We start from the raw sequence: 25175 nt of genomic DNA, 5'->3' as shown, positions 1-25175 counted from the left end.
AGCACGCAATGCAACAGCCGCTTGACGGCCAGGAGATACCCCCTCCCGGCTGCCCCGCGCACGCGAACGTCCAGCTGTACGGCCCCTCGTTCGGGGCCGACCCCGACGGCCACTACGCGCATCTGCGCTCGTTCGGCCTGAGCGCCCCCGTGGACATCGCCCCCGATGTCCAGGTCGAGCTGGTCACCAGCTACGACGCCGCCCTGTACGTCCTGCAGAACCCGGCGTCCTTCGTCCGCGACTCCCGCCGCTGGAACGCGCTGAACGAGGGGCGCGTCCCGGCGGACAGCCCGGCGCTGCCCATGATGAGCTACCGCCCCAACGCACTGTTCAGCGACGGCGCGGCGCACGCCCGGCTGCGGCAGGCGGTCACCGACAGCCTCGCCACGATCAACGAGCTGCACCTCGTCCGGCAGACGCAGCAGTCCGCCGAGTACCTGATCAGCCGCTTCAGCGCCGAGCCGCGTGGCCAGGCGGAGCTGATGGCCGAGTACGCCCAGCCGCTGCCGCTGCTGGTCTTCAGCAATCTGTTCGGCTGCCCGCCCGAGATCGGCGACCGGGTGATCGCCGGGATCAGCGGAATCTTCGAGGGCACCCCCGGCGCCGACGAGGTGCTCGGCGGGGCGCTCACCGAGCTGATCGCGCTCAAGCACCGCCGCCCCGGGACCGACCTGACGACGCGTCTGATGGAGCACTCGGCCCAGCTCACCGACGAGGAGGTGCTGCATCAGCTCGTCACCCTGCTCTCCGGTGGTACCGCGCCGCTGACCGCGGCCATCGCGACGAGCGGCGCGCTGTACCTCGGCGAGGAATGGCAGACCGGGCTGCCGGTCGAGGACGCCGTCGCGCAGGCCCTGTGGAACTACGCGCCGATCGCCAACTACGCGGCCCACTACCCGACCCACGACGTCGATCTGGGCGGCAGGGTGCTCCGGGCCAACGATCCGGTGCTGATCTCGTTCGCAGCGGCCAACACCGACCCCAAGCTGACCGAGCACCGTCAGCAGCTCAGTGCCAAGGCGCACTTGGCCTTCGGAGCCGGTCCGCACGCGTGCCCCGCCAAGGACCCGGCGTTCATGATCGCGGTCACCGCCGTCGAGACCCTCCTCAACCGGCTGCCCGACATCGAGATGCGCGTCCCGTTCAAGACGCTCGCCTGGGCACCGACCCCGTGGAGCCGCTCACTGGTGACCCTGCCGGTCCGCTTCACCCCGAGGGTGGTGCCGTCGGCCGCCGAGACCGCGCATCCGCAGGCCGCGTCCCAGAACTCGCAGCAGCAGCCCACCGCCGAACAGCGTTCCGCAGCACGGCCGTCGGGTCCCGGTAACGCCTCCGCGGGGCACTCCAAGGGAGGCATGTTCAGCCGGTTCCTGGCATGGACGAGGGGCGAGTGACTTAAGTAACCTCCTGAGTTCCCTGTGTTATTGGATGTTTCAACGATCATGCGGGTATGCATGGCGGCTGGTTCTCGGAAAGGAGCCGCCATCATGGGCGTTGTCACCACTCCCACGCACGACCGCAGGGCGTCCGCCTCCCTGTTCTCCCGTCTGCGGACGGTAGGAGGGCAGGCCGATCCCTTCCCCATATACGAGGAGTTGCTGGCGAGGGGCGAGGTCAGTCCGGCCCCCTGGGGCGGCTCCCTCGTCACCGGCTTCGCCGTGTGCGACCAGGTGTTGCGCAGCCGGGACTGGCTCGAGCCCGACAAGCGGTGGCGTGACAGACAGGGTCCGGGCACCCGCTGGAACGCCTCCTCGTCACAGGAGATGAGCAACACGCTGGCCGCGCTCAACGCGCCGGACCACACCCGGGCTCGCCGGGCGGCCGGCACGTTCGACCGGTCCACCGTGGAGCAGATCAGCCGGACGGTGAACACGACCACGGACCGGCTCCTGGACACCCTGTCGGAGCAGTTGCGCGACGGGGAGGCGGACTTCGCGGCCCTCGTGGGCGAGGAGCTGCCGGTCGCCACCATCGGTGGCTGGCTCGGTCTGCCGGCCGCCGACTGGCCCCGTCTGCGGGAGCTGACCCACGACCAGGTCTTCACCCAGGAACTGCTGCCCTCGGCAAGCCAGCTGGCGGCGTCCGACGCGGCCACGGCCGAGCTCCGCGTCTACTTCATGGAGCTGGTCGCCGACCGGCGCGCCCACCCGGGTGACGACCCCGTATCGCGCTGGATACAGACGTGGGACGCGCTGGAACCCGACCCGGACAAGGCCGACGAGGCCGTCTACTTCCTGGTCCTGTTCGTCCTGCTGGCCGCCCTGGAGACCACCTCGCAGCTCCTGACGACCATGACGCTCCTGCTCGTCGAGCATCCGGAGCGCTGGAACATGGTCGCCGACAACCCGGACCTGGTCCCCGGGTTCGTGGAGGAGACACTGCGCTACGACCCGCCGACCCACGTCATCAGCCGGGTGGCCGCGGAGGACTGCGTCCTGTCGGGGTGGGAGATACGCAAGGACGAGATGGTCCACCTCATGGTGGGAGCGGCCCACCGCGACCCCGCCAGGCACAGTGACCCCGCCCTCTTCGACCCCCGGCGCAAACCCGCCCACCTCGCCTTCAGCGGGGGCATCCACTACTGCCTGGGTGCGCCGCTCGCCCGTCTGGAGGCCCAGGTACTCCTCCGTCAACTCATACGCCGGCTCCCCCGGCTCACCCTCGTGCGCCGCCCCTCCATGGCCCCCCGGGTGGCCTTCCGGCGCCTGCTGAATCTGGATGTCGCCCTCGCATGACCGAATCAACCCACTCTCTGACAGGTTCGTCCCGCAAGGCGATACGCGTCGAGCAGGACGGGCCCGTGCTCCATGTCGGGCTCAACCCCTGGGAGCAGGACGACAGTCTGGGCACCGCCGCCCTCGACGACCTCCTCCTTCTGCTCGACGATCTCCACGAGCGCCCTGACATCCGCGTGCTGGTCCTCTCGTCCCTGGGCGCGGACTTCTGTCTGGGCGCCGACCGCAACGAGTACCAGGAGGCGCTCACCGCCGATCCCAGCGGAGCCGGTCTGCGCCGCATCGCGGACAAGGCGCAGCGGCTGTGTCAGGCCCTGGAGAACACCCACGCCGTCACGATCGCCCGGCTCCACGGCCGGGTGGTCGGTGCCGGACTGGCCCTCGCCTCGTTCTGCGATCTGCGCGCCGGCGCGGACACCTGCCGCTTCCGCATGCCGGAGGTCGGCGTCGGGCTCCCGCCCGCCTGGGGCGGAGCGATGGGCCGGCTGGTCTCCGAGGTCGGCGCCGCCAGGATCCGTGAGCTCATGCTCACCTGCGAGGTCTTCGACGCGCCCACCGCCCACCGCCTGGGGCTCCTGCACCGGACCGCTCCCCTCGACCGGCTGGACGAGGTCATCGCCGCCTGGACGAGACCTCTCGTCCGCCGCTCCCCCGAGGCCCTGGTCCTGACCAAACGCATGCTGACCGGCTACGCCCGCGCGGACCGGACGGCGGACGTCTCGCTGCTCGACGCCCATCTGCTCACGGCCCACATCAACCAGCAGCGGGCCCCGCGCCCGACGTGAGCCCCCGGTGAGCCACTGACCCGACGGGCGGGCCCGCGGCACCCCGCCGGCCCCGTCCCCCCGAGCGCCCCGTACGGACCGCATGCGTGCGGTCGGTGCGGGGCGTGTGCGTGCGGGGCGTGTGCGTGCGGTCCGTACGGGGCGTGCGCGCCGGTGCGCCGGCCCGGCTCGGCCTCGGACCGGGGGCAGCGGCGTGCCGCGAGGCCGATCCGAGCCGAGCCGATCCGAGCCGATCCAGGGCGTACGGGTCCCGGATCGGGGGCGAGTTGTGTCGCGGCTCGGCGTCAGGACCGCAGGTCCGCCGGCGGGCGGACCGGGCCGACGAGCGATGCGGTGAGGGCGTGGACCGGTGAGGTGAGTACCCGCCGGGCCGGCCCCTGCTCGATGAGTTCGCCCGCGTCGAGTACGGCGATGCGGGCGGCGCTCGCCGCGGTGCCGAGGTCGTGGGTGATGAGGACCAGGGCCAGTTCGGGCCGGTCGCGCAGCAGGGCTGCGAGCGTTTCCAGGAGGCGGCGCCGGGTGACCGCGTCGAGGCCGGAGGTGATCTCGTCGCAGATGAGGACCCTCGGCCGGGCAAGCAGGGCCCGCGCGAGCGCGGCCCTGTGCAGTTCGCCGCCGGACAGCCGGCCGGGGGCGCGCCGCACCAGTTCCTCGTCGAGCCCGAGGCCGGACAGTGTGGTCAGCGCCTCGGCACGTGCGTCCCTCGGATCCGCTCCCCGCAGCCGCACCGCCGTCCGTGCCACCTGATCCAGGACGGGCCGGTATGTGTCGAACGCGGCCCTGGCGTCCTGGAAGACGTACTGGACGGCGGCCAGTTGCTCCCGGGATCTGCCGCGCAGGCTGCGCGGCAGCGGGATGCCATCGAGCCGTACGTCACCTGTGTGGTCGCGGTGGAGCCCGGCGAGACAGCGGGCGAGTGTGGTCTTGCCGCTGCCGGAGCGGCCGACGACCGCCAGGCATTCGCCCGAGCGCAGGGTGAGCTCGGGGACGCGCAGCACCTCCCTGGGTGTGCGGTCGCCGCCGCGTTGGCGGGCGCGGAGACCGCTTACCCGCAGTGCCGCGTGGCCGCCGCCCTCCCCGGGGACCGGGCCGTCCCCGATCTCCGGCTCCGCCGCGAGGAGTTCGGCGGTCCAGGGGTGCCGCGGCGCGAGCCACAGCCGTTCCGCCGGACCCGCCTCCACCACCCGCCCGCCGCTCATGACCAGTACCTCGTCGGCCAGGGCGCGAACGACGTCCAGGTCATGGCTCAGGAGGAGCACGGCGATGCCCTGCCGGGCGACCGCGGCCAGTTGTTCGACGATGCCCCGTTTCGTCAGGGCGTCCTGCCCCGTGGTCGGCTCGTCCGCGACCACCACCGCGGCGCCCAGCAGCAGGGCCTGCGCCAGGACGAAGCGCTGCTGCTGGCCGCCCGAGAGCTGGTGCGGCCGGCGGCGGAGCAACGCCTCGCCGTCCGGGAGCTGGGCGAGCGACAGGGCCCGTAGGACACGTGCTCGCGCGGCTGCCCTGCGCTCGGAACCGGGCAGCGAGCGCACCTGGGCACGGGCGATGTCCCCGAGCAGCGCGCCGACCCGGCGAGCGGGGTTGAGCGCGGCCCCGGGGTGCTGGGGCACGTATCCCACGAGGCCGTTCGCCACATGGACCTCGCCGGTCACCCGGGCGCCCTCCGGGTACTCGCCGAGCAGCGCCAGCCCGGTGGTCGTCTTTCCGCTGCCTGACGCGCCGACGAGGGCGGTGACCCGGCCGGGCCGGAGCTGGAAGCTCACCCCGTCGACGATCACCCGGCCGTCGGCCTCGATGCGCAGGTCCTTGATCTCGGCGACCGCGTTCACGTCCGCTTCCCTCTGTTCCGTTGCGGTTTTTCCAGTACGGCGTCGAAGAGCAGGTTGCTCCCCATGGTCAGGGCGACGATCATCAGGGCCGGTACCACCACCGCCCATGGCTGGACGAACAGCCCCGTGCGATTGCGGTCCACCATCACCGCCCAGTCGGAGGCGTCCGGCGCGACTCCGACGCCGAGGAACGCCGCCGTGGCCACGAGGTAGAGCACGCCGGTGAGCCGTACGCCCGCGTCGGCGGCGAGCGTCCGCACGACCGATCTGCCGACGTAGCCGACAGCCATGCGCCACCACGTCTCCCCCTGCATGCGCAGAGCCTCGACCGCCGGGCGCGAGGCGGCCTCGGCCGCGACGGCACGGACGATCCGCGCCGCGTCCGGAAAGTTGACCAGGGCCACCAGCAGTGCGAGGCCGACCGCCCCCGGTGAGAGGACTGCGGCCACCAGCAGGATCATCAGCAGCGACGGCACGGCGAGCAGCACGTCCACGGGCCGCATCAGCAGCTCCTCGATCCATGCCCGGTGGGTGAGCGCGCAGACGAGGCCGAGCGGCACGGCCACGAGATAGGCCAGAGCGGTCGCGCCGAGTGCGACGAGGACCACGGACCGGCCGCCGAGCAGTACCTGCCGCCAGACGTCCCGGCCGACGAAGTCGGTGCCGAGCCGGTGTCCACCGTCCAGGGCGAACGAGGGCGCCCGTGGCCCGGGAGCGCCCGCGACGAGCGGGCCGAACAGTGCGAGTGCGAGCGGCACGGCAATGATCACCAGGCCGAGCACGAAGCGTCCCGGCCGCGGGCCCGCGAAGGGGCTCATGCCGCCGCTCCCGTCCGTGGCGCGAAGCGGTGGGCGACCAGGTCGGCGCCGAGGTTGAGTACCACCGCGATCAGCCCGAAGACCAGGGCCAGGCCCTGCACCACGGGCACGTCCCGCTCCGCGACGGCGTTCATCAGCACGGTGCCCAGCCCGGGGATCACGTACAGCGCCTCGACGACGATGACACCGCACAGCAGCCAGTCAACCGTCCGGGCGAGCTGCTGGGCGGCGGGCGCGATCGCGTTGGGCAGGGCGTGCGCGTACCGGATGCGGGCGCCGGGGACGGCGCAGCGGCGGGCCTGGGCGACGTACGGCGAGGCCAGCGCGTCGATCATGCCGGCCCGTACCAGCCGGGACAGCGAGCACACCGGCCTCGACAGCAGGACGAGCACGGGCAGGACCAGTGCCGCGGGGTGGCCGAGCAGGTCGTCGCCGTAGCCGACGGCGGTCGGCGGGAGCCAGCCGAGGCGCAGGGAGAACACGGTGACCAGCAGCACTCCGAAGGCGAACTCAGGGATCGCGTACACGCCGAGCGTCACCGAGCTGACGATCCGGTCGACCAGCCGCCCCTCGTGGCGGGCGGCCAGCACACCGAGGCCGACCCCGGCCGGGACCAGCAGCGTCAGCGTGAGCGCGGCGAGCAGTACCGTCGGGCCGAAGCCGTCCACGATGTACGAGCTGACGGGTCGTCCCGAGGCCAGGGACGTGCCGAAGTCGCCGTGCAGCAGCCCGGCCGCCCAGTCCGTCAGTCGTTCCCGTGCCGACAGGTCCAGGTGCATCGCCGTGCGGATGGCCTCGATCCGCTCCGGGTCGGGCTGGTCACCGGCGAGCGCCACGGCGGCGTCGCCCGGGAGCGCCTCGGTGAGGGCGAAGACGAGCAGCACGACGGCCGCCGTCTGTGCCACGCCGAGCAGCAGCCGCCGGGCTGCCCAGGTCCGGATCCGGTTCACGCCAGCCAGACCTTGTCGAAGCGCGCCCAGCCGAGCGAGTTGGCGGGTGCCTGGTGCTCGACGCCGCGCACGTTACGGGCGGTGCCGAGGATCCAGTCGGCGAAGCCCCAGATCAGGAAGCCGCCCTCGGTGTGCAGGCGGCGCTGCATGCGCGCGTAGACGGCGGCGCGGTCCTTGGCGTCCTTGGTGGACTGGGCCTGCTGGTAGAGGGCGTCGAAGTCCTTGTGCCGCCAGTGCGTCGCGTTGGTGGTGGAATCGGTGAGGAGGCGCTGCGAGATGTGGGACTCGATGGGCATGGCGCCGGAGCGGTAGGAGGCGAGCGTCCCGGAGTCGAGGATGTCCTGCCAGTAGCTGTCCTTGCTGCCGGTCCTGATCCTGACGGTCACTCCGGCCGCGGCCGCCTGGTCACGGAAGATCGCCGCGGCCTCGGTGAAGCCGGCGGCGACGGGTGAGGTGTCGAGGGTGACTTCGAGGTGTTCGGCGCCGGCCTGCTTCAGCAGGGTGCGGGCCCGGCCGAGGTCCTGTTCGCGCTGCGGCAGGCTGTCGTCGTAGTACTCGTACCCCTTGCCGAACAGGTCGTTCCCGATCTCGCCGGCTCCGGACAGCGCTCCGTCGACCAGTTCCTTGCGGTCGGCGATCAGGAAGAACGCCTCGCGGACCCGCCGGTCGTCGAACGGGGGACGGTCGGTCTTCATGACGAAGCCCTGCATGGCGCTGTTGCGCAGCCGGACTATCCGGATCTGTCCCCGGTCCTCATGGGCGCGTGCGGTGGCGGGGTTGAGCTCGTGGGCGTACTCGACCTGGCCGCCGAGCAGGGCGTTTGCACGGGCCGATTCCTCGTTGGCCACGACGAACTCCAGCTCGTCCAGGTGGGGGGCGCCCTCCCAGTAGGCGTCGTTGCGCCTGAAGACCGCGGACTTGCCCGGCGCGAAGGACACGAAGCGGAACGGGCCGCTGCCGACCGGCTCCGTGTCGAACGCCTTGAGGCCCTCGGGCACGATGTACGCGCCGAACGCGGCGAGCACGTTGGGGAATTCGGCCGTCGGACGCTTGAGTACGAACTCGATGGTGCGCCGGTCGACGGCTCTGCTCCTGGTGAGGTCGATGGGCTCGAGCGACGCCTTGGCCCGGAACGCCTTCGCCGGGTCGGCGATGCGGCGGTAGCTGTACAGGACGTCCTGTGCGGTGACCGGCTTGCCGTCGTGGAAGTCGGCCTCGCGCAGCGTGACCCGCCAGCGGTCCAGGCCGGCGCCCGGTTCCCACGCCGAGGCGAGCCGGGGCTGTGCGGAGAGGTCGGGTCCGTAGTCGGCGAGCTTGTCGAACAGGGCCTTGGCGCGGGCGGCATCGGCGAAGAGGTTGGCCAGGTGCGGGTCGAGCGTCTCGCTCGCACCACCGCCGGCGAAGGCGGCACGCAGCCGTCCGCCGCGCCGCGGTTTGCCGTCCGCCTCGGCGGGGCCTCCGGCGGTGCCGGAGCCGGCGCAGCCGGTGAGGGCGAGCGCGCCCAGTCCGGCCGCGCCGCCGGCTGCGGCGAGGAAACCGCGGCGGCGCAGGCCGGCCCGGCGGGGGCCGAAGGGGCCGTCGGGGCCGTCGGGGCCGTCGGGGCCGTCGGAGGAAATGTCGGGGACGTCGTTCATGAGGGGGTCCTTGCTGTGCGAGCGATCAGGGACGGGAGGGGGTGGGTGGGCCGGTGAGCCGGACGGGGTGAGCCGACGGACGGGGTGGTTCAGACGGGGTGGTTCAGACGGGCCACGACATGCAGCCGGTCGGCATCGGCCGTGGTGGCGGGCAGGTCGCCCTCCCTCCACTGCGGCTCCGTACGGGGCCCCGGCCCGTCGTACAGGGCGAGCACCTCGAAGCCGTGCACGGCGAGGAGTTGGCGCAGCTCCTGCGGGAAGAGGAGCCGCCAGGCGGAGTGCTGCTCGACGGGCGGTGATCCGTCGTCCGCGGTCCAGACACGGGTCCGCCGCAGGAGTTGCGCGGCCCGGTCCAGACGCAGGCGGGTGGTGGACCGGTAGACGGTGCCGTGCCAGGTGAAGACGTCGAGGCGGGCGGTGTCGAGCAGTTCGGTACGGCCGAGGAAGAAGGCACCGTTGCGCATCTCCGCGACGAGCAGCCCTCCGGGTGCCAGCGAGCGTCGGGAGGAGCTCAGGAAGCCGTCGAGTTCGTCGTTGGTGTGGCAGTACAGCAGGGCGCTGTCCAGGGACACCACGGCGTCGAAGGACCGTTCCCCGAGATCGAATCCGCGCAGGTCCGCCCGCAGGTACTCGGGGCCGGGGTGGTGCGCGCGGGCGTACTCCAGCATCGTCCCGGACAGATCAGCACCCACGACCGCGCGGCCGGCGCCGTGCAGGTGCGCGGCGTCACGTCCGGTGCCGCAGCCGAGGTCCAGGACCCGGGGGCCGGCCGCGTACCGCAGCAGGCAGTCCTCGGTCCAACGGCCCGCCAGGCGCGTCTCGTCGGGGAACCGGGCCTCGTACAGGACCGGGTTGTCGGTGAGCAGGTTGGCGTGGCTCATGGGTGTCTCCTCACGTCCTTATGCCGGAACCGGTACGGGGGGTGCGGGGGCGGGCAGCACGCGCCGGCGGTGGAGCCAGGCGACGGCGGAGGCGGAGGCGAGTCCGAAGGCCAGGCAGCACGCCCAGGGCAGCCACCGCTCCCCCGTCCGCTCGCCCGTGTCCATGGCCCAGCCGATCACCGTGTTCCCCAGGGCCGCGGCTATGCCCGAGACCACGTAGAACAGCCCGAAGCAGGTGCCGGTGAGCTCCGGGCGGCCGAAGCGGGGTATCAGCTCCAGCACGAAGGGCTGGGCGATCATGACGCCGAGGTAGAGCAGCAGCGCACCCGTCAGGACGGGCAGCGCCGCGAGCACCCCTGCCCCGGCGCCGCCGTGCGACGCGCCGGCCCCCGACACCGTCATCGGCGGTATGAAGGCCAGCCCCATCAGCGCGAGCCCCGCGCTGATCCACACCGCCCGGCTGCCGCGCCGCTTCAGTGCCCGTGTGATGCGCAGTTGCAGACAGAGGTTGGTGACGGTGCCGACCAGGAAGACCATTCCGGCGGCGCCGTCCCAGCCGGTGGCCCGGCGCGCCCCGTCCGGCAGCAGCAGGTACAGCTGGTTCTCCATCGCGAACATGCCGACCATGGCCACGGAGAACGCCACGAATCCACGGTTACCGGTCACCTCGCGCCAGTCCCCGAGGACGCTGTTCGCGGACGGGGTCACCTCGCGTGCGGGCAGTACGACGGCCTGGGCGAGGGTGAGCACGGCGAATATCCCGGCCGCGGTGAGCGCCGAGGCGCGGAAGTCGACCACCAGGAGTGCGCTGCCGAGCAGTGGCCCCATCAGCGCGCCCATGGTCGCGAAGACGTTGAACAGGGCGAAGGCCTCGGCCTTGCGTTCCCCCGCTTCCAGGGCGAGATAGGCGCGCACGGCCGGGTTGAACAGTGCCCCGGCCAGTCCGCTGAGCACGGAGGCGGCCAGCAGCACCGTCAGTCCGTCGCCGAGCGCGAAGAGCCCGAACCCGGCGGTGCGCAGCGCGCAGCCGGCGATGATGACCCCCCGCGCGCCCAGCCGGTCGGAAGCCGATCCGCCGATGAGGAACAGGCCCTGCTGGCTGAGGTTCCGGATGCCGAGGACGATGCCGACGACAGCGGCCGACAGTCCGAGGTCCTCGGTCAAGTGCACGGCGAGGTAAGGGATGAGCAGGTAGAAGCCGGTATTGACGCCGAGCTGGTTGACCAGGAGGAGCCGTATCGCGAGCGGGAAGCCGCGTATCTCGTGCCATGTCCTCACGTGTGCTCACGCACCGCTCCGGTGCGCGGGAGCACGCCCAGGCCGGGTTCACGCCCTGCCCGCACGGTCCCGTCGGCGCCGCCGATACCGGTCCACGGGTCGTGGGCGAGGAGCAGGTGTCCGTCGAGGTCGATCCACCGGGCGCGATCGGCGAGATGCACGGCGGGGGCGATGCCGAGCGTGCTGGCGGTCAGGCAGCCGAGCATCAGCCCGGTCCCGGTGCCGTCGATCAGTTCGGCGATCCGCAGAGCGGCGGCGACACCTCCGCACTTGGCGAGCTTGACGTTGATGCCCTGGACCCGGCCGGCCAGGCGGCGGGCGTCCTCCAGGCCGACCGCGTCCTCGTCGGCGATGACCGGCAGCGGCGAGCGTTCGGCGAGCCTCCCGAGGGCCTCGGGGTCACCCGGCGGGACCGGCTGCTCCACGGCCTCGATCCCCAGTTCCGCGAGGCGTGGCAGCAGCCGTTCCGTCATGGCGACGGTCCATGCCCCGTTGGGGTCCAGGAGCAGCCTGGCGTGCGGAGCCGCGGCACGCACGGCCCGTACCCGCGCCAGGTCGTCCTCGGGGTCCGGGGTGCCGGCCTTGATCTTGAGGACCGAGAACCCGTCCCGGACCAGACGGGAGGCCTCGGCCGTGGCCCGCACGGGAGAGGTGATCCCGATGGTGCGGGCGGTCGCGGCCGATGGTGTGCGCGTGGTGCCGAGCAGCGCGTGGACCGGGGCGCCCGCGCGCTTGCCGACCAGGTCCAGGAGCGCCGACTCGATGGCGGCGTTCACGGCCGGGGGCCGGCCGTCCGCCGCGAGATCGCCGGTGAGCATGGCGTCCAGGGCGGTCTCGGGGTCGCCGAACCGGGCCAGTTCCGGGGCAGCTTCGTCCAGCAGCCGCATGATGGTGGGTGCGTCGAGTCCGTAGTAGACGCTGGTGACGGCCTCTCCGCGGCCGAGTTGCCCTTCGTGCTCGATGAACAGCCAGACGGCGTCGCGGGCCGCCATCGTCGAGCGGGATATGCGCAGCGGCTCGCTCAGGCGGAGCCGTACGGTGCGCCGGCTGACCTTCACGGGCTCTCCTCCGGGCGTGGGATTCGGCTGCTCAGCGGATCGGTGACGGTCCGGCACCGGGCCCAGCCGGTGACCTCCGCCGCCTGCGGATGCGGGATCTCGACGGGCCGCCCGGCCGCGGTGGCCGGGTCGATCCCGTGGGCGGCGGCGAAGTCGTCGTCGTAGATGCTGCCGAGGTAGCGATGCGGTCCGTCGGGGAAGACGGTGGCGACGACGGCTCCGGGCTGGACGCGGGCGGCCCAGGCGGCCACGAGCGCGACGGCTCCGGTGCTCCAGCCGCCGCTGACGAAGTTGCCGTTGGCGAGCTTTCGGCAGGCGCCCGCCGACTCGGCCGGGCCGACCCAGTGGACCTCGTCGAAGGCGTCGTAGGAGACGTTGCGCGGGTGGATGCTGCTGCCGAGGCCGCGCATCAGGCGGGGCCTGGCGGGCTGTCCGAAGATCGTCGAGCCGGTGGCGTCCACGCCGATCAGCCGGAGGCCGGGCCAGTGCTCGCGCAGCGGTCCGGCGACACCGGCGCTGTGGCCGCCGGTGCCGACGCTGCACACCAGTACGTCGAGGTGGTCCAGCTGAACGGTGAGCTCGGCTGCGAGGGAGGTGTAACCGGCGACGTTGTCGGGGTTGTTGTACTGGTCGGGCCAGTAGGCGTCGGGCAGCGTCGAGAGCAGTTCGCGCAGCCGGGCCAGCCGGGCGGCCTGCCAGCCGCCTTCGGCCGCGGGGCGGTCGGCCAGCTCCAGCCGGGCACCGTACGCCCGCAGCAGCCGGCGCATGGAGGGCTCCAGCTCCGTGTCGCCGACCAGCACGACGGGATGGCCCAGGGCCTGGCCGGCGAAGGCCAGCCCGATGCCCAGGGTCCCGGAGGTGGACTCCACCACCGGTGCGCCGGGGCGCAGTTCGCCGCGTTCCTCGGCCCCGAGCAGCATGGAGACGGCCGCTCGTGCCTTCATGCCGCCGACGCCGAGGCCCTCCAGCTTGGCCCAGAACCCGGGATGCGGACAGGGCAGGTCGACGTTGATGCGGGCGAGCGGGGTACGGCCGAGCAGGGCGAGGAGTTCACGGTTGCCGGCGGGGCTGAGGACTGCGGTGGTCACAGAGCGGCCCCCGGGCGGCCACTGCCGCCGTAGTGGTGGATGGTCCCGGGACCGCCGTCGAGCCAGAAGAAGGGGTACGGCTCGGCGCACACGGCGCTGACCCCGGCGCCGATGAGGCGCGGCAGCACCGCGCTGCCCGTCTGGGCGAACATGACCAGCGGCTTGCCGTGTCGCAGCGCGTGCTTGCGGAGCGGCTCGAAGCTGCCGTTGCCGAGCACCATGCCCGAGGCAAGGACGGCGTCACAGCGCTCCAGTTGCGGCAGCGCGTCGGTCCTTACCGGCTCGCCCCACTCCGTGGTGCCGCCCTTGAGGTCGCACGGTATGTACGCGAGGCCCCGCGACCGCAGCGCCTCCAGCAGCGAGTTGACCACTCCCACGACGAGCACGGTGGCTCCCGGGGCGACATCGAGCAGGCCGGCCACGGCGGCGGCCCTGGCCCGGGACTTCAGCAGGGAGCTCCCGGCCGGCAGCGGGCAGGCTCGTGCCCCGCTCGCCGGGCCGTGGGGCAGGACGTGCATCAGGTAGGCGTCGAGTGCGGCCACCCGCACCGGCGGCAGTTCGTGCTCCAGGAGGCGGGCGACGTCCGCCCCGACGCAGTCGTCGATCGCACCGTCGGGCAGTTCGCCGGGCTCGACCGCGCAGGATCCGACGGCCTCGGCCAGCCGCAGGCTCAGCACTTCGTTGCGGTAGCCGGCGCCGCGGCCGTCGTGCCGTACGGCCTGCCGCGTGGCGAACGCCACGGAGATCCGCCGGGTCCTGGGATCGGGCCCGAAGTCGCCGCGCAGCACCCGGTCGACGAGTTCGTCGTACGAGGTCGCGGTGACGGCTCGCGGGCCGGTGAGGGCGGTCATCGTGCGGCCACCTTCGGACGGAGTTCCGCGAGCAGCGTCTCGACGCGCGCGCGGGCTCCGGGGCCCTCGGCGTCCGCTGCCATGACATGGCCCAGGTACTCGTTGTTGCTGGCCGCGGCCCGGACGGCCCTGCCGGGTTCGGGCAGCTGGACCTCCAGCAGGCCTGCCGCCGCGCGTACGCCGTCGGCTCCGTCGATGGACTCCAGCACTCCTGTGGTGTCCGGCACCAGGAATCCGATGGCGGCGCTGCGCAGACCGGTGGTCCGTGGCCGCAGGTCGGGCTCGCGGCCCAGGGCCACGTCGACGCAGGCCGCGGCGAGGTCGATTCCCGTGACGTGGCGGACCAGTTCGGTGATGCGATTGCCGGCGGGGCGCGGGTTGACCTCGATCACCCGTGGGCCGTCGGCCGTCAGTTTGATCTCGGTGTGGGCCACGACCCCGTCCAGGCCGAGGGCCTGCAGCGCCCCCACCGCCGTCTCCGCGGCGGCCTCGGCGTCGGCGGCGGTGAGCGCCGCGGGGAACATGTGGCCGGTCTCGATGAAGGCCGGCGCCCCGCCGACGCTCTTGTCGGTCACCCCGACCACGTGCGTCACGCCGTCGGACGAAACGGTCTCGACGCTGACCTCCGGTCCCCGCAGAAGCTCTTCGAGCAGGACGACGGGCTCGCGGCGCTGTCCGCGCGCGTTGACGGGGAGTTCCGCGAGCGCTCCGCACGCTTCGGCCAGTTCCGAGGCGTCGTCCACGCGTCGTACGAACATCCCGGCGCACAGGTCCACGGGTTTGAGCACCAGCGGGTAGCCGATCTCGTGTGCCGCGTCGGCGGCCTCGGCCAGGTCGGCGCAGACCGCGAAGCGCGGCCCCGGCACTCCGGCGCCGGCGAGCACCCGGCGGGTGGCGTCCTTGCGGCAGGCGCTCTCGACGGCCGTGGCGGCGGGGCCAGGCAGCCCCAGGCGGTCGGCGATCCGTGCCGCCGTCGGCAGGTAGTAGTCGCAGGAGGTGATCACCCCGTCGAAGTTCAGGGCGCCGTGGGCGCGCACGACGAAGGGCAGCAGGGCCTCGATGTCGTTGGTGTCGGCGGTCAGCACGTGCCGTGCCGCGAGCAGGGGGTGCTCGGTGCCCTCGGGGGCGGTGCGCAGGTAGTGGTGCAGATCACGGGTGAGGAAGGTGAACTCGTGTCCGCCCTCCCGGATCGCCCGTGGCAGAAGTCTGCTCATCGATCCGACCCAGCTCTCGACCATCAGCAGATGGGCCACGGCTTCCTCTTCTCAGAACGCGGGTTGCAGGCATGACGCGTCGGCGGCACCCGTCCGGCGGACGGTCCGGCTTGACGCGACGCCACGTTATCGACAATCGTTTTCATTGTCATCTGATCCAGTGTCGATTCCCTGAATGCGAGACCCGTGACTTCCGCCGTACGCCGCCGGGGCATGCTGTGCGCCCTCCTGGCCACCACCACCGCCCTCACTCCGGCCACCCCCGCCCACGCCACCGCCACCGCCCGGACACCGGATCTGCGGTTCGGTGCCTGTCCGGCGTCCGTGCCGGCCCCGGAAGCCCCCCGACCGGGTGGAGTGCGGATGGCTGAGCGTCCCGCTCGACCACGAACAACCGGGCGGCGAGCACATCCGCATCGCCGTCTCCCGCGTGCCCGCGTCGGGACCACCCGCGGAGCGGCGGGGCGTCCTGCTGGTGAATCCGGGCGGACCCGGCGGCCCGGGGCTCGCCTACGCCGTCACCAAACGGGCCAAACTGCCCGCGAGCGTGCGCCGTTCGTACGACCTCATCGGCTTCGACCCGCGCGGCACGGGGCTGAGCGCACCCGCGGACTGCGGCTCGATGGGAGACCTCTTCGAGAGCCCCGGACCCGAACCCGTGCCCTCCGGCCGCGCCGCGGAGAGGGCGTACCTCGACTCCCTGAAGCGCATGGCGGACGACTGCGCCGCGGGGGCCGCCGGTGCGCTGACGTATCTCTCGACCGCCCGGACCGCACGGGACATGGACGCCATCCGCTCCGCCCTCGGGGAGCGGCGGATCGGCTTCCTGGGTGTCTCGTACGGCAGTTACCTCGGCGCCGCCTATGCCGCACTCTTCCCCCGGCACGTCGGCCGCATGGTGCTCGACAGCGTCGTCGGCCCCGAGTCGTGGTACGACTTCGACCTGCGGCAGAGCCGGGCGCTGCTGCGCCAGCGCCAGGTGTTCTTCGCCTGGACCGCCCGTTACGCACAGCGCTTCGGCCTGGGCACCACCGCCGGACAGGTACGTTCCGCCTACACCCGGGCACGCCGGGGACTGGCGGCGCACCCCGAGGCAGGCTTCGGCCCCGCCGAGTTCGACCGCGCCGTCTACCGGGCGCTCGGCCGCACGGAACGCTGGGAGGGCCTCGCGGCGGGCATCCGGGCGTACCTGCACGGGGCCGACACCGAACTCCTGCGCCCCGCCGAGCCCTTCGACGGCTCCGCGTCACGCACCTACGAGTCCGCCAACCGCGTCGTGAAGTGCGCGGACGGGCCCGGCCCGGCGCCGGAACGGGTCGTGGCCGACCTCCGGCGTCTGCGGGGGCTCGACCCGCTGCCGGTCGTCACCGGGATGGCGGCATCGGTCTGCGCCTACTGGCACCGAATACCCGCCGGCGGCACCCGGCTCGGCAGCCCCGACGCCCCACCGGCACTGCTGATCGCCTCGGAGCACGACCCGGTCACGCCCATCGAGGGCGCTCGCCGGCTTCGAGGGCGGCTGCCCGGCTCGCGTCTGGTCACACTCCACGACGACTACTCCCACGGCGTGTTCGCCAGCCGGGGAAACGCGTGCGTGGACGACGCCACCGCTGCCTTCCTCGTCGACGGCACCCTCCCCGTGACGGACGTGGACTGCGACGGCCCCGGCCTGCCGACACCACAGGGCCCCACCCCCACCCGCACCGAATGAGCCATCAGTGAGCAGGAGTCACGCCATGACCAGCAACTCGTACAACACGACGTCCAGCCCCCCGTACACCGTGCGCCCCGCCACGGACGCGGACGTGGCGGGAGCCCGCCGCATCATGCTCGACACCTTCTACCAGGAGTTCGGCTACGGCTACGTACCCGCATGGCACCACGACGTCATGGACATCACGCGCACCTACCTGGACGATCCCCGGCACCTGCTTCTGGTGGCGGTCCACGCCGGCGAGGTGGTGGCGACGACCGGCGTACGGTCGGCAGGCCCGGCCCACCCCCCGCACCCCCGTTGGCTCGCCGAGCGCTACCCCTCGGGCACGACCGCGCAGATCGTCCGCGTCTACGTCAGGGCCGGGCACAGGCGGCAGGGACTGGCGCGGACACTGGTACGCGCGGCGTGCGACTTCGCCGCCGGCACCCCGGGCTACGAGAGCATCTACCTGCACACCAACGTGCATGTGGAGGGCGCCGAGGCGTTCTGGCGGAGCATGGCCAAGGAGGTCTTCGACGCCCGGACGACCGGTGAACACGGCCCCGGCGTAGGCACGGTGCACTTCGAGATCCCGATGCCCTGCTGACGGCGGAAGGCCGCGCTCTCGTCGGGCGAGCGGGTGTCCTCGTCCGACGTGAGCACGGCCGGCCGCACCTCGCCGCGCTACGGGCGGCCGATGGTCACGGCGCCCCGGAAGCCGTCCGCCGAGATGGCCGACATGGTGTCGAGGGCCAGGTCGGGGACCGGCAGGAGGTGCGCGTCGACCCAGGTGTCCCCCGTATCCGCGTTGGCCCAGGGGTCCTCGATCACGACGGCGCCGGGTACGACACCGTGGCACAGCACCCAGTGCGGCACGTCGAACCCTTGCATCGCGGCGAGCGAGAGCAGGAGCAGCACGTGCTCCCTCCGGTCGATCGCGTCCCGGATCGCGGTCATGGAGAGGTGGCCCGGGTCGATCGGGACGCCGATCCGTCCGGCGTCCACGCGTGACGCGCGCTGGAGCAGGGCCCGCCACTCCTGTTCCTTCTCCGGGTAGTGGTCGAGCAGGACGGGCCGGTCCGTGTCGAGGTGCACCGTGACGGGGGCCGACGGCCGGGCCCGTCGCAGGGCGACGCCCAGTCCGACGGGTTCGCAGGCCGGGAAGTTGGTCGCGTCGCGCCACAGCGTCAGCTCCGCCCGGCGGTCGAGGGCCTCCCACGGCAGCGCCCCTTCGTGCGCCTGCGCGACCAGGGCGGTGACGGCCCCGCACGTGAAGTGCGTGGTCTGCCCGTAGTACGGGGGCTCGGTCACGGCGCTGTCGCACAGCCAACGGACGTATCCCGCGGCCGGTCCGGCGGCGCCGTCCGACTGCATGAGCGCGGGACTCAGAGGAGCGAAGCCGGCGGCGGCCGCCTCCTCCGGGCTTGCCGTCCAGCCTTCCCACTTGACCTGCACGAGTTCTCGGCGGCGTGCGTGGGCGACGACGGCCGCGACGGCCGCCGGTACGTCGCCGACGGCGTCGACGATCTTCAGATAGGACGTGTCCGGACGCGCCGTCACGAGCGCGGCAGCGCTCCAGCCGTCACCGTCGTCGGCCGGAACGGCTATGACGTGAGGGGCATGGGCGGAGCGGTCGACCGCCTGCCAGCGCTCCGGTACCCCGTGACCTCCGAGCCGGCCCGGCAGGGTCTGCGAGAGGGCCGGCTCGAAGGGGACGACGACACTCTTCACTGGCGCTTCCTGCTGGGACGACATTCCGGTGCTCCTGATGGGACGGAGGGGGAGGGAGGGAGGCCTGGCGGCGCGGGGGCTGCCTTGCGGTGTCATGCGCGGGACTGCCGCAGCACCCAGACGAAGTAAGGGGCGCCGACCAGGGCGATCATGAGTCCAGCCGGCACCTGGGCCGGCGCGACGACCGTACGGCCGAGGGCGTCGGCCACACAGACGAGCAGTCCGCCGAGCAGCATCGCGACCGGTATCGACCGCCCGTGCCGGGCCCCCACCAGCGACCGGGCGAGGTGCGGGGCGACGAGCCCCACGAAGCCGACGACGCCGACGGCGACCACGCTGAGTGCCGCGAGGACCGCGGCGATCGTCAGCGCGGTGAACCGCACGCGTACCGGCCTGATGCCGACGATGCGAGGGGTGTCCTCGTCGACGGCGAGCAGATCGAGCCGGTGACGCATGGCGAGGAGTACGGGGAACGCGAGGACCAGGGCCACCGCGACCGGTACGACGTCGGGGAACGTGCGGCCGTAGGTCGTACCGGAGAGCCAGGTGAAGATCCGGGGTGTGTTCCACGGGTCGGCACGGAGCAGGAGGAAGGTGGTGATGGAGCTGAGTCCGTACCCGCAGCCGATGCCGATCAGTACGAACCGGTCGGGCAGGAAGCCGCCGCGCCAGGACAGCAGGGCGATCAGTGCGAACGTGGCGAGCCCCGTCACGACCGCGGCCACGACGAGCAGCGTCCGTCCACCGGACAGTCCCGACGTGACGACGGCTACCGCGCCCAGGCCGGCGCCCGCCGTGATGCCCAGCACACCCGGCTCCGCGAGTGGATTGCGTACGACGCCCTGGACGACGCAGCCGGCCAGTCCGAGTGCCGCACCGGCGAGGATCGCGGCGACCACGCGCGGGACCCGGTCGTCGAGGGCCTGTCCGATCAGGTCGGGGGCGGCGTCCTGGACCCAGAGCACGATGTCCCCGGTACGCAGCCAGAGGCTTCCGGCCAGCACCGCCACGACGGCTGCCACAGCCAGGAGTGCCACCGCGCCGGACAGGACGAGGAGGTAAGCGCGGCGCGAGCGGGCGGCGACCCGCGCGTGCGGGGGCTGCCGGAGCCGGCCCGTGTCGCGGAGGCGGAGCGCGAGGACCACGATCACGACGGATCCGAGCAGCGCGGTCGGTACGCCGGTGGGGATGGAGGCGGCCCCGTTCGCGCCCTGCACCGCGCGCAGTGTCGCGTCAGCGAGCAGGATCAGCAGTGCGCCGAGCAGACCGGCGGCGGGCACCAGGAAGAGGTGTCCGCGCAGGGCCCGGACCCGGCCCGCGAGCAGCCGGGCCAGCACGGGTGCGCCGAGGCCGACGAAGGCGATCGGACCCGCGAGTGTCACCGCCGTGCTGGACAGCACCACCGCGCAGACCACGGCGATCACTCGGGTCGACCGGATCGGCACGCCGAGCGTGGACGCGGCGTCGTCGCCGAGGTTCATCACGTCGAGCCGCCGGGACAGCGCCAGGGCGACGCACAGCACCACGGCAACGACCGGGAACGCGCGGACCGAGGCGTCGATGTTCATCTGCGCGAGCGAACCGCTCCCCCAGGCGAAGAGACCCGTCGTGTTCTGCTTGAAGAGGATGAGGACCATCGCGGTCGCCGAGTCCAGGGCCATGGCGATCGCCGACCCCGCGAGGATGAGGCGGGTACCCGATGTGCCCGCGGCCCGGCCCGCGAGGCCCAGCACGAGCGCGGCCGCCGCCAGACCGCCGGCGAAGGCGACCACGCCCGACGCCCAGAACGGGACGGTGAGACCGAGGGCGGCGACGACGGAGAGCGTGAAGTAGGCACCGGCCGACACCGCGAGGGTGTCGGGTGAGGCGAGCGTGTTGTGCGTGACGGACTGCAGCAGCGCACCGGCGGAGCCGAGCGCGAGGCCCACGGCCACGCCCGCGAACAGTCGCGGCAGCCGCGACCCGGTGAGGATCTCGCCGACGGGAGCTCCGCCGGTGTTCTCCCGGTCCCCGGCGAGGTACCGCACCAGATCGCCGACGCCGACGCCCGAAGTCCCCTGTGTCAGGTGCCACATGCCCACCAGGACGGTCAGGACGAGAAGGAGTGCCAGGACGGCCACCCCGGCGGGACCGTTACCGCGCTCGGTGCGCGGCAACGCTTCCGCCGGGGACGCCGATGTCTGCGTGGTGCTCACTTCTTGTCGAGTACGTCGACGTAGGCGTCGATCGCCTGCTCGCAGGAGAGCGGTCCTCCGGCGCCCCACACGCCCGACGGGAACGCGTGTGCGCGGCCTTCCTTCACTGCCGGGATGGTCTTCCAGAGCGGGTTCTTCTCCAGCGCGGCGACGTACCCGCCGGCGCCTTCGTCGTTGGCGTAGAAGAAGTTGGCGTCACCCACCGCGGTGAGTCCCTCGACGTCGGTCTGCGCGAGGCCGTAGGACGGGTCGACGCCTCCGTCACCGTGGGCCTTGTTGACGTCGTCGGTCCACACGGGCTTCATGCCGAGCTCCTCACCGATCTGGGTGAACAGGGCGCCCTTGCCGTAGGGGCGGACGGTGAGGTTGCCTCCCTCCAGCCATCCGTCGAAGAACAGGAAGTCCTTCGTCGGCAGCTCGGCGTCGGTGACCCGCTGCTTCGCCGTCGCGAGGTGGTCGTCGAACGTCTTGAGCACCTGGTCGGCCCGCTCGGTGCGCCCTGTCGCCTTGCCGATCATGCTGAACACGTTCTTCATGTTCCCGATCGGGTCCTTCGGGTCCGCCCCCAGCGTGGCCATCACGGGGACGCCTCGCTTCTCCAGCTTCGTGAGGGTCTCGTCGTCGGCCTTGAACGCCTCCACGACGATGAGGTCGGGCTTGGCCGCGTAGAGGGTGTCGAGGTCGGGCTCCTCACGGGTGCCGATGTCGGTCACCCCGCTGGGCAGCTTCTCGGCGCTGACCCAGGTGCTGTATCCCTTCGCGTCGGAGACAGCGGTGGGGGTGACGCAGAGGGTCAGCGCGTCCTCGACCTGCTGCCATTCCAGGACCGCGATCCGCTTGGCGGGCTTGTCCAGCTTCACCTGCCGGCCGACGCCGTCCTTGAAGGAGACCGGCTTCGTCGAGGTGGTCGTGGTGTCCTGCGCGCAGCTCGCCGACGCGGGCGAGGCGCTTGCGCCGTCGGCGGGGTCGGCCTTGTCGACGCTGGTCGTGCCGCAAGCCGTTGCGGCGAGGACTATGAGCCCGGTGGAGGCTGACGCCGCCAGGCGGTGGGCACGGTTCATGAACGATCCTCTTTCTTGCGATGAAGCGATGAGTCGAGTGGGTCGCGGCGGCGGCTGTGCCGCTGCGGGCAGGGGGACGTCCGGGCGCTTCGGGCCAGGGGCGTCCGGGCGCTTCGAACTCGGGGATGTCCGGGCGCTTCAGGGGGCCGGCCGCCTCGGTCGGGGGCGCGTGTCCGTTCGCCTCAGCCGGGGTGGCGTCCGATCGGGTCGATGCGGAGACGGCCCGTGCGAGGGTCGACGGCCACCTCGACACGGATGTCGTAGACCTCGCCGATGTTCTCGGCCGTGAGGACGTCGGCGGGGGTGCCGGCCGCGTGCACGCGGCCGGAGCGCATCAGGACCAGCGTGTCCGCGACACGGGATGCCTGGTCGAGGTCGTGCAGCACGATCCCGACCGCGATGCCGTGCTGCTCGACGAGGTCACGGACCAGGTCGAGTGTCTCGATCTGGTAGCGGAGGTCCAGGTGGTTGGTCGGTTCGTCCAGCAGCACGACGCCGGTGTCCTGGGCCAGACAGGCCGCGAGCCAGACGCGCTGCATCTCCCCGCCGGAGAGTTCCCCGACCGGCCGGTCGGCCATGTCCCGCACGCCGGTGACACCCATGGCGCGGTCGACGGCGCTCCGGTCCTCGGCGGTCAGTCCGGCGAAGCCGCTCCGGTACGGATGGCGTCCGAACGCCACGACCTCCGTGACCGTCAGCCCCTGGGGCGCGGGCCTCGACTGGGAGAACAGCGTGACCTCGCGGGCGAACCGGCGGGCGCTGAGCAGGGACGCGTCACGCTCGGCCGGTCCGTCCGGAGCACCGAGCGTCACCCGGCCCCCGTCCACCCGGTGCAGCCGCGAGAGTGCGCGAAGCAACGTGGACTTCCCGCTGCCGTTGGGCCCCACCAGGGCGGTCGCGCGGCCGGGCTCCAGGGCGATCGAGACGCCGTGGACGACCGGCTTGCCGCCGTAGCGCAGCAGCAGGTCGTGCCCGTTGAGCGCGGCCGCCGGGGCGGCGGGATCGGCCGCGGGGCTACCGGCTTGCCGGAAGGGGCTTGTGAACATCGATGAGTCCGGACGTTCGAAGGGGCGAGGAGTGCGGCACCCTTCGTCCAGCCTTCACCGGCCGGGCCATGAGCTGACCCCGCGCACGGACAGCACCGTCCACGGCGAGAGACAACTAAGGGTCACCTAACTCCGAGAAGGTTATATTCCGCTTGCGATGTCGACAATCAGGAGTTCTGGACACTCGATACGGGATTCCGGACATTTCCCGAGGTGTCGTCGACCGCACCGAAGAACGCACCCGGCGTGGTTCCCATGATCCGCCGGAAGGCGGCGATGAACGAGCTGGGCTGCGCGTAGCCGAGTGTCTCGGAGACCGTCATCACATCGAAACCCTCGGAGAGGAGCATGAGCGCCCGGTGCACCCGCAGCATCTGCCGCCACTGCGCGAAGGAGAGACCCGTCGCCTGACGGAACGCGCGGGTGATGGTGCGTTCACTGGTCCCCAGCGTCCGCGCCCACTCCTCCAGTGAGCGGCAGTCGCCGGGATCGTCGAGCAGAGCTTCGGCGATCGCGTCGATCCGGGGGTCACCAGGCAGCTGCAACGCGAACTGGTGCCCGGACGGCTCGATCACGTCGAACACGACGGACTCCGCCCGCGCCCTGGCCCGAGCCTCCAGATCCGCGCCGGCCAGATGGGTGAGCAGCGACTCGAGCAACGGCGTCATCGCGATGGCCTTCGGTTCCCCGAACGCGATCGGCGTGCGGTCGGGGGCGAAGAAGGCGTTGTAGAACCGCGCACCCGCCGTCGCCCGGCCCTCGTGCACCACCCCCGCGGGCATCCACAGTCCGTTGCCCTCGAACACGGTGAAGACGCGGCCCCCCACCCGGGACGTCAGCGTTCCCCCACGCACCCAGACGAGCTCGTGCAGGGGATGCGAGTGCGGCGCCCACTCCGTGGGCACGCGAGGAACCCGGAACCCGGCGCTTATGGCGAACGGGGCCGCCGCCTGCTCCGGCAGCGCCACTCCCCGGCGCACCACGGTGCCCGCCTCGCGCCGCCACATCCCGGGGGTCGCCTCACCACGGGACGATCGGACCATGCGGTCGAGTCTACGTGGCCCACCCGGGCCCGGCCCGTGTGAGAGCGGCCACCCCCTCTCCCCCGGCGGTAGATCTCGCGAGGTTCATCTCCGTCAGTTCGCGGGTTCGATCGCCACCTCCAGGTGGTCGAGACCGCGCAAACCGTTGTTGATCATCGGTCGGCTTTCGAGTACCTCGAAGCCGGCGACCCGGTCGGCGAGCCTTTCCAGCAGCGCGCTCATCTCCAGCCTGGCCAGGTGCATACCGACACACACGTGCTCTCCCCGTCCGAAGGCGAGGTGGTCCGACGGGCGGCGGGTGATGTCGAAGCGGGTGGGATCGGGGTAGTGACGCTCGTCGCGGTTGGCCGAGGCGTAGAGCAGCGCGACCCGTGAGCCGGCGGCCAGGCGAACTCCGCCGATCTCGTGGTCTTCGGTGAGGACCCGGCTGAACTGGGGCGCCGGGGTCTCCAGACGCAGCGACTCGTTGATCGCGTGCGGGATCAACGAGCGGTCCGCACGCAGCAGGTCCCACTGGTCCGGGTTCCGGGCGAACAACGCCACCGTGTTGGTGATCGCGAGGATGGTCGTGTCCAGGCTGGGAGTGACGTAGTCGAGCATCATGACCGGGCACTTCTCGTGCGGGATCTCACCGCGGCCGGCGGCCTCGTAGAGCTGGGCCGCCCAGCCGTCGGGGTCGATCCTTCCCGGCACGGCGTCGTTCATGGCGAACGCCATGAACTCCTCGACGGCGGGCCCCGCCGCGGCCGCCCGGTCATCGGCGGGCCCCTGGGTGTTCCAGATGGCCGCGGCCCACTCCAGCATCTTCTCCCGCCCCTGATCGGGGAGCCCGACCAGATCCGACACCACGGCCATGGGCAGGTACTCCGCCAGTTCGGTGACCACCTCGAACCGGCCCCGGCCGACCAGCCGCTCGACGGCCCGGTCGGCCTCGGCCTCGATGCGCGGAGTCACCTCGCGCATCCGCTCCGGCCGCAGCGGTCGCCCCAGCACCGAGCGCATCGCCGTGTGCTCGGGCGGATCGCTGCACAACGTGATGCCCTCCAGCCGGGCGTTCACGTCCGGATCCACGAACACTCCCCGCGCGGACGAGAACGTCTGCCAGTCCATCAGGGCGGCACGCACCTCGTCGTAGCGGGGCAGCGCGTAGAGGTCGTAGCGGGGCAGGTGGACCACAGGCCCGAGTGCCCGAAGCTCGGCGTAGATGTCGTACGGGTCGATGCGCGCCGGTTCGGCGTGCAGATCGACATCACTGGTGGGAACGGGGAACAACATGCCTCCA

General features: G+C 72.3%; 21 protein-coding genes. 5 read left to right on the top strand and 16 right to left on the bottom strand.

Annotated features, from left to right (window positions below):
- The first annotated feature begins 8 nt into the window (after positions 1–8).
- The 3 genes from ACFVJX_RS03440 to ACFVJX_RS03430 all read left to right on the top strand — a co-directional run bounded on the left by ACFVJX_RS03440 (position 9) and on the right by ACFVJX_RS03430 (position 3520).
- Complete coding sequence (locus ACFVJX_RS03440; protein ID WP_384125387.1) at positions 9–1394, top strand: cytochrome P450; 1386 nt, start codon at positions 9–11, stop codon at positions 1392–1394.
- Between the two features lie 93 nt (positions 1395–1487).
- The gene (locus ACFVJX_RS03435) at positions 1488–2735 is read left to right on the top strand and encodes a cytochrome P450 (protein ID WP_384125385.1); all 1248 of its coding nucleotides are present in this window, start codon (positions 1488–1490) and stop codon (positions 2733–2735) included.
- Positions 2732–3520, top strand: a complete 789-nt coding sequence (locus tag ACFVJX_RS03430) for an enoyl-CoA hydratase/isomerase family protein (RefSeq protein WP_384125383.1) — start codon at positions 2732–2734, stop codon at positions 3518–3520. Before ACFVJX_RS03435 ends, ACFVJX_RS03430 begins: the two co-directional genes overlap by 4 nt.
- A 284-nt stretch (positions 3521–3804) precedes the next feature.
- Here the strand turns inward: ACFVJX_RS03430 and ACFVJX_RS03425 are convergent, their stop codons facing one another.
- The 10 genes from ACFVJX_RS03425 to ACFVJX_RS03380 all read right to left on the bottom strand — a co-directional run bounded on the left by ACFVJX_RS03425 (position 3805) and on the right by ACFVJX_RS03380 (position 15160).
- Positions 3805–5349 (bottom strand): ABC transporter ATP-binding protein, encoded by a 1545-nt coding sequence (locus tag ACFVJX_RS03425; protein WP_384125381.1) that lies wholly within the window; start codon positions 5347–5349, stop codon positions 3805–3807.
- Positions 5346–6167, bottom strand: a complete 822-nt coding sequence (locus tag ACFVJX_RS03420; RefSeq protein ID WP_384125379.1) for an ABC transporter permease — start codon at positions 6165–6167, stop codon at positions 5346–5348. The genes ACFVJX_RS03425 and ACFVJX_RS03420 overlap by 4 nt, the downstream gene beginning before the upstream one ends.
- Positions 6164–7117: an ABC transporter permease gene (locus ACFVJX_RS03415; RefSeq protein ID WP_384125377.1), complete on the bottom strand. Its 954-nt coding sequence runs from the start codon at positions 7115–7117 to the stop codon at positions 6164–6166. Before ACFVJX_RS03415 ends, ACFVJX_RS03420 begins: the two co-directional genes overlap by 4 nt.
- Complete coding sequence (locus ACFVJX_RS03410; RefSeq protein ID WP_384125375.1) at positions 7114–8751, bottom strand: ABC transporter substrate-binding protein; 1638 nt, start codon at positions 8749–8751, stop codon at positions 7114–7116. Before ACFVJX_RS03410 ends, ACFVJX_RS03415 begins: the two co-directional genes overlap by 4 nt.
- An 89-nt stretch (positions 8752–8840) precedes the next feature.
- Positions 8841–9632 carry a class I SAM-dependent DNA methyltransferase gene (locus ACFVJX_RS03405; RefSeq protein ID WP_384125373.1) on the bottom strand — a complete coding sequence of 264 codons (792 nt, stop codon included), beginning with the start codon at positions 9630–9632 and terminating at the stop codon, positions 8841–8843.
- Positions 9633–9650: 18 nt separating this feature from the next.
- Positions 9651–10910: an MFS transporter gene (locus tag ACFVJX_RS03400; protein ID WP_384125371.1), complete on the bottom strand. Its 1260-nt coding sequence runs from the start codon at positions 10908–10910 to the stop codon at positions 9651–9653.
- Entirely contained in the window at positions 10907–11968 is a 1062-nt protein-coding gene (locus ACFVJX_RS03395) for a dipeptide epimerase (RefSeq protein WP_384125369.1), read from the bottom strand. Before ACFVJX_RS03395 ends, ACFVJX_RS03400 begins: the two co-directional genes overlap by 4 nt.
- Complete coding sequence (locus tag ACFVJX_RS03390) at positions 11965–13056, bottom strand: PLP-dependent cysteine synthase family protein (RefSeq protein WP_384125367.1); 1092 nt, start codon at positions 13054–13056, stop codon at positions 11965–11967. Before ACFVJX_RS03390 ends, ACFVJX_RS03395 begins: the two co-directional genes overlap by 4 nt.
- Positions 13053–13907 carry a hypothetical protein gene (locus tag ACFVJX_RS03385; protein WP_384125365.1) on the bottom strand — a complete coding sequence of 285 codons (855 nt, stop codon included), beginning with the start codon at positions 13905–13907 and terminating at the stop codon, positions 13053–13055. Before ACFVJX_RS03385 ends, ACFVJX_RS03390 begins: the two co-directional genes overlap by 4 nt.
- A complete protein-coding gene (locus tag ACFVJX_RS03380; RefSeq protein WP_384125363.1) occupies positions 13904–15160 on the bottom strand; it encodes an ATP-grasp domain-containing protein in 1257 nt (418 codons plus the stop codon). Before ACFVJX_RS03380 ends, ACFVJX_RS03385 begins: the two co-directional genes overlap by 4 nt.
- 313 nt (positions 15161–15473) lie before the next feature.
- Between ACFVJX_RS03380 and ACFVJX_RS03375 the strand changes: the two genes are divergently transcribed.
- Both ACFVJX_RS03375 and ACFVJX_RS03370 read left to right on the top strand, forming a co-directional pair.
- Positions 15474–16832 carry an alpha/beta hydrolase gene (locus ACFVJX_RS03375; RefSeq protein ID WP_384125361.1) on the top strand — a complete coding sequence of 453 codons (1359 nt, stop codon included), beginning with the start codon at positions 15474–15476 and terminating at the stop codon, positions 16830–16832.
- A gap of 25 nt (positions 16833–16857) precedes the next feature.
- Positions 16858–17424 carry a GNAT family N-acetyltransferase gene (locus tag ACFVJX_RS03370; RefSeq protein ID WP_384125359.1) on the top strand — a complete coding sequence of 189 codons (567 nt, stop codon included), beginning with the start codon at positions 16858–16860 and terminating at the stop codon, positions 17422–17424.
- A gap of 77 nt (positions 17425–17501) precedes the next feature.
- Here the strand turns inward: ACFVJX_RS03370 and ACFVJX_RS03365 are convergent, their stop codons facing one another.
- From ACFVJX_RS03365 to ACFVJX_RS03340, 6 genes are all read right to left on the bottom strand, one after another.
- Positions 17502–18572: a peptidase C39 family protein gene (locus ACFVJX_RS03365; protein ID WP_384125358.1), complete on the bottom strand. Its 1071-nt coding sequence runs from the start codon at positions 18570–18572 to the stop codon at positions 17502–17504.
- A gap of 68 nt (positions 18573–18640) precedes the next feature.
- Positions 18641–20743, bottom strand: coding sequence for an iron ABC transporter permease (locus tag ACFVJX_RS03360; RefSeq protein WP_384125356.1), 2103 nt, complete (start codon positions 20741–20743; stop codon positions 18641–18643).
- Entirely contained in the window at positions 20740–21804 is a 1065-nt protein-coding gene (locus ACFVJX_RS03355) for an iron-siderophore ABC transporter substrate-binding protein (protein ID WP_384125354.1), read from the bottom strand. The genes ACFVJX_RS03360 and ACFVJX_RS03355 overlap by 4 nt, the downstream gene beginning before the upstream one ends.
- Before the next feature lie 182 nt (positions 21805–21986).
- On the bottom strand, positions 21987–22850 hold the full coding sequence (locus ACFVJX_RS03350) for an ABC transporter ATP-binding protein (protein WP_384125352.1): 864 nt from the start codon (positions 22848–22850) through the stop codon (positions 21987–21989).
- 167 nt (positions 22851–23017) lie between these two features.
- Positions 23018–23893, bottom strand: coding sequence for a helix-turn-helix domain-containing protein (locus tag ACFVJX_RS03345; protein WP_384125350.1), 876 nt, complete (start codon positions 23891–23893; stop codon positions 23018–23020).
- Positions 23894–23986: 93 nt separating this feature from the next.
- Positions 23987–25168 (bottom strand): cytochrome P450, encoded by a 1182-nt coding sequence (locus ACFVJX_RS03340; protein WP_384125347.1) that lies wholly within the window; start codon positions 25166–25168, stop codon positions 23987–23989.
- Between the last annotated feature and the right edge of the window lie 7 nt (positions 25169–25175).

Source organism: Streptomyces sp. NPDC127177 (assembly GCF_042672475.1).
Classification (GTDB): Bacteria; Actinomycetota; Actinomycetes; order Streptomycetales; family Streptomycetaceae; genus Streptomyces.
Note: the sequence above shows the minus strand (reverse complement) of the source record. Positions and strands in the feature narration are given on the sequence as shown.

Bases quoted from the DNA above. Each gene is read 5' to 3' on its own strand.
- ACFVJX_RS03440 (WP_384125387.1), top strand. From the start codon at position 9: ATGCAACAGCCGCTTGACGGCCAGGAGATACCCCCTCCCGGCTGCCCC.
- ACFVJX_RS03435 (WP_384125385.1), top strand. From the start codon at position 1,488: ATGGGCGTTGTCACCACTCCCACGCACGACCGCAGGGCGTCCGCCTCC.
- ACFVJX_RS03430 (WP_384125383.1), top strand. From the start codon at position 2,732: ATGACCGAATCAACCCACTCTCTGACAGGTTCGTCCCGCAAGGCGATA.
- ACFVJX_RS03420 (WP_384125379.1), bottom strand. From the start codon at position 6,167: ATGAGCCCCTTCGCGGGCCCGCGGCCGGGACGCTTCGTGCTCGGCCTG.
- ACFVJX_RS03410 (WP_384125375.1), bottom strand. From the start codon at position 8,751: ATGAACGACGTCCCCGACATTTCCTCCGACGGCCCCGACGGCCCCGAC.
- ACFVJX_RS03405 (WP_384125373.1), bottom strand. From the start codon at position 9,632: ATGAGCCACGCCAACCTGCTCACCGACAACCCGGTCCTGTACGAGGCC.
- ACFVJX_RS03385 (WP_384125365.1), bottom strand. From the start codon at position 13,907: ATGACCGCCCTCACCGGCCCGCGAGCCGTCACCGCGACCTCGTACGAC.
- ACFVJX_RS03370 (WP_384125359.1), top strand. From the start codon at position 16,858: ATGACCAGCAACTCGTACAACACGACGTCCAGCCCCCCGTACACCGTG.
- ACFVJX_RS03365 (WP_384125358.1), bottom strand. From the start codon at position 18,572: ATGTCGTCCCAGCAGGAAGCGCCAGTGAAGAGTGTCGTCGTCCCCTTC.
- ACFVJX_RS03355 (WP_384125354.1), bottom strand. From the start codon at position 21,804: ATGAACCGTGCCCACCGCCTGGCGGCGTCAGCCTCCACCGGGCTCATA.
- ACFVJX_RS03350 (WP_384125352.1), bottom strand. From the start codon at position 22,850: ATGTTCACAAGCCCCTTCCGGCAAGCCGGTAGCCCCGCGGCCGATCCC.
- ACFVJX_RS03345 (WP_384125350.1), bottom strand. From the start codon at position 23,893: ATGGTCCGATCGTCCCGTGGTGAGGCGACCCCCGGGATGTGGCGGCGC.
- ACFVJX_RS03340 (WP_384125347.1), bottom strand. From the start codon at position 25,168: ATGTTGTTCCCCGTTCCCACCAGTGATGTCGATCTGCACGCCGAACCG.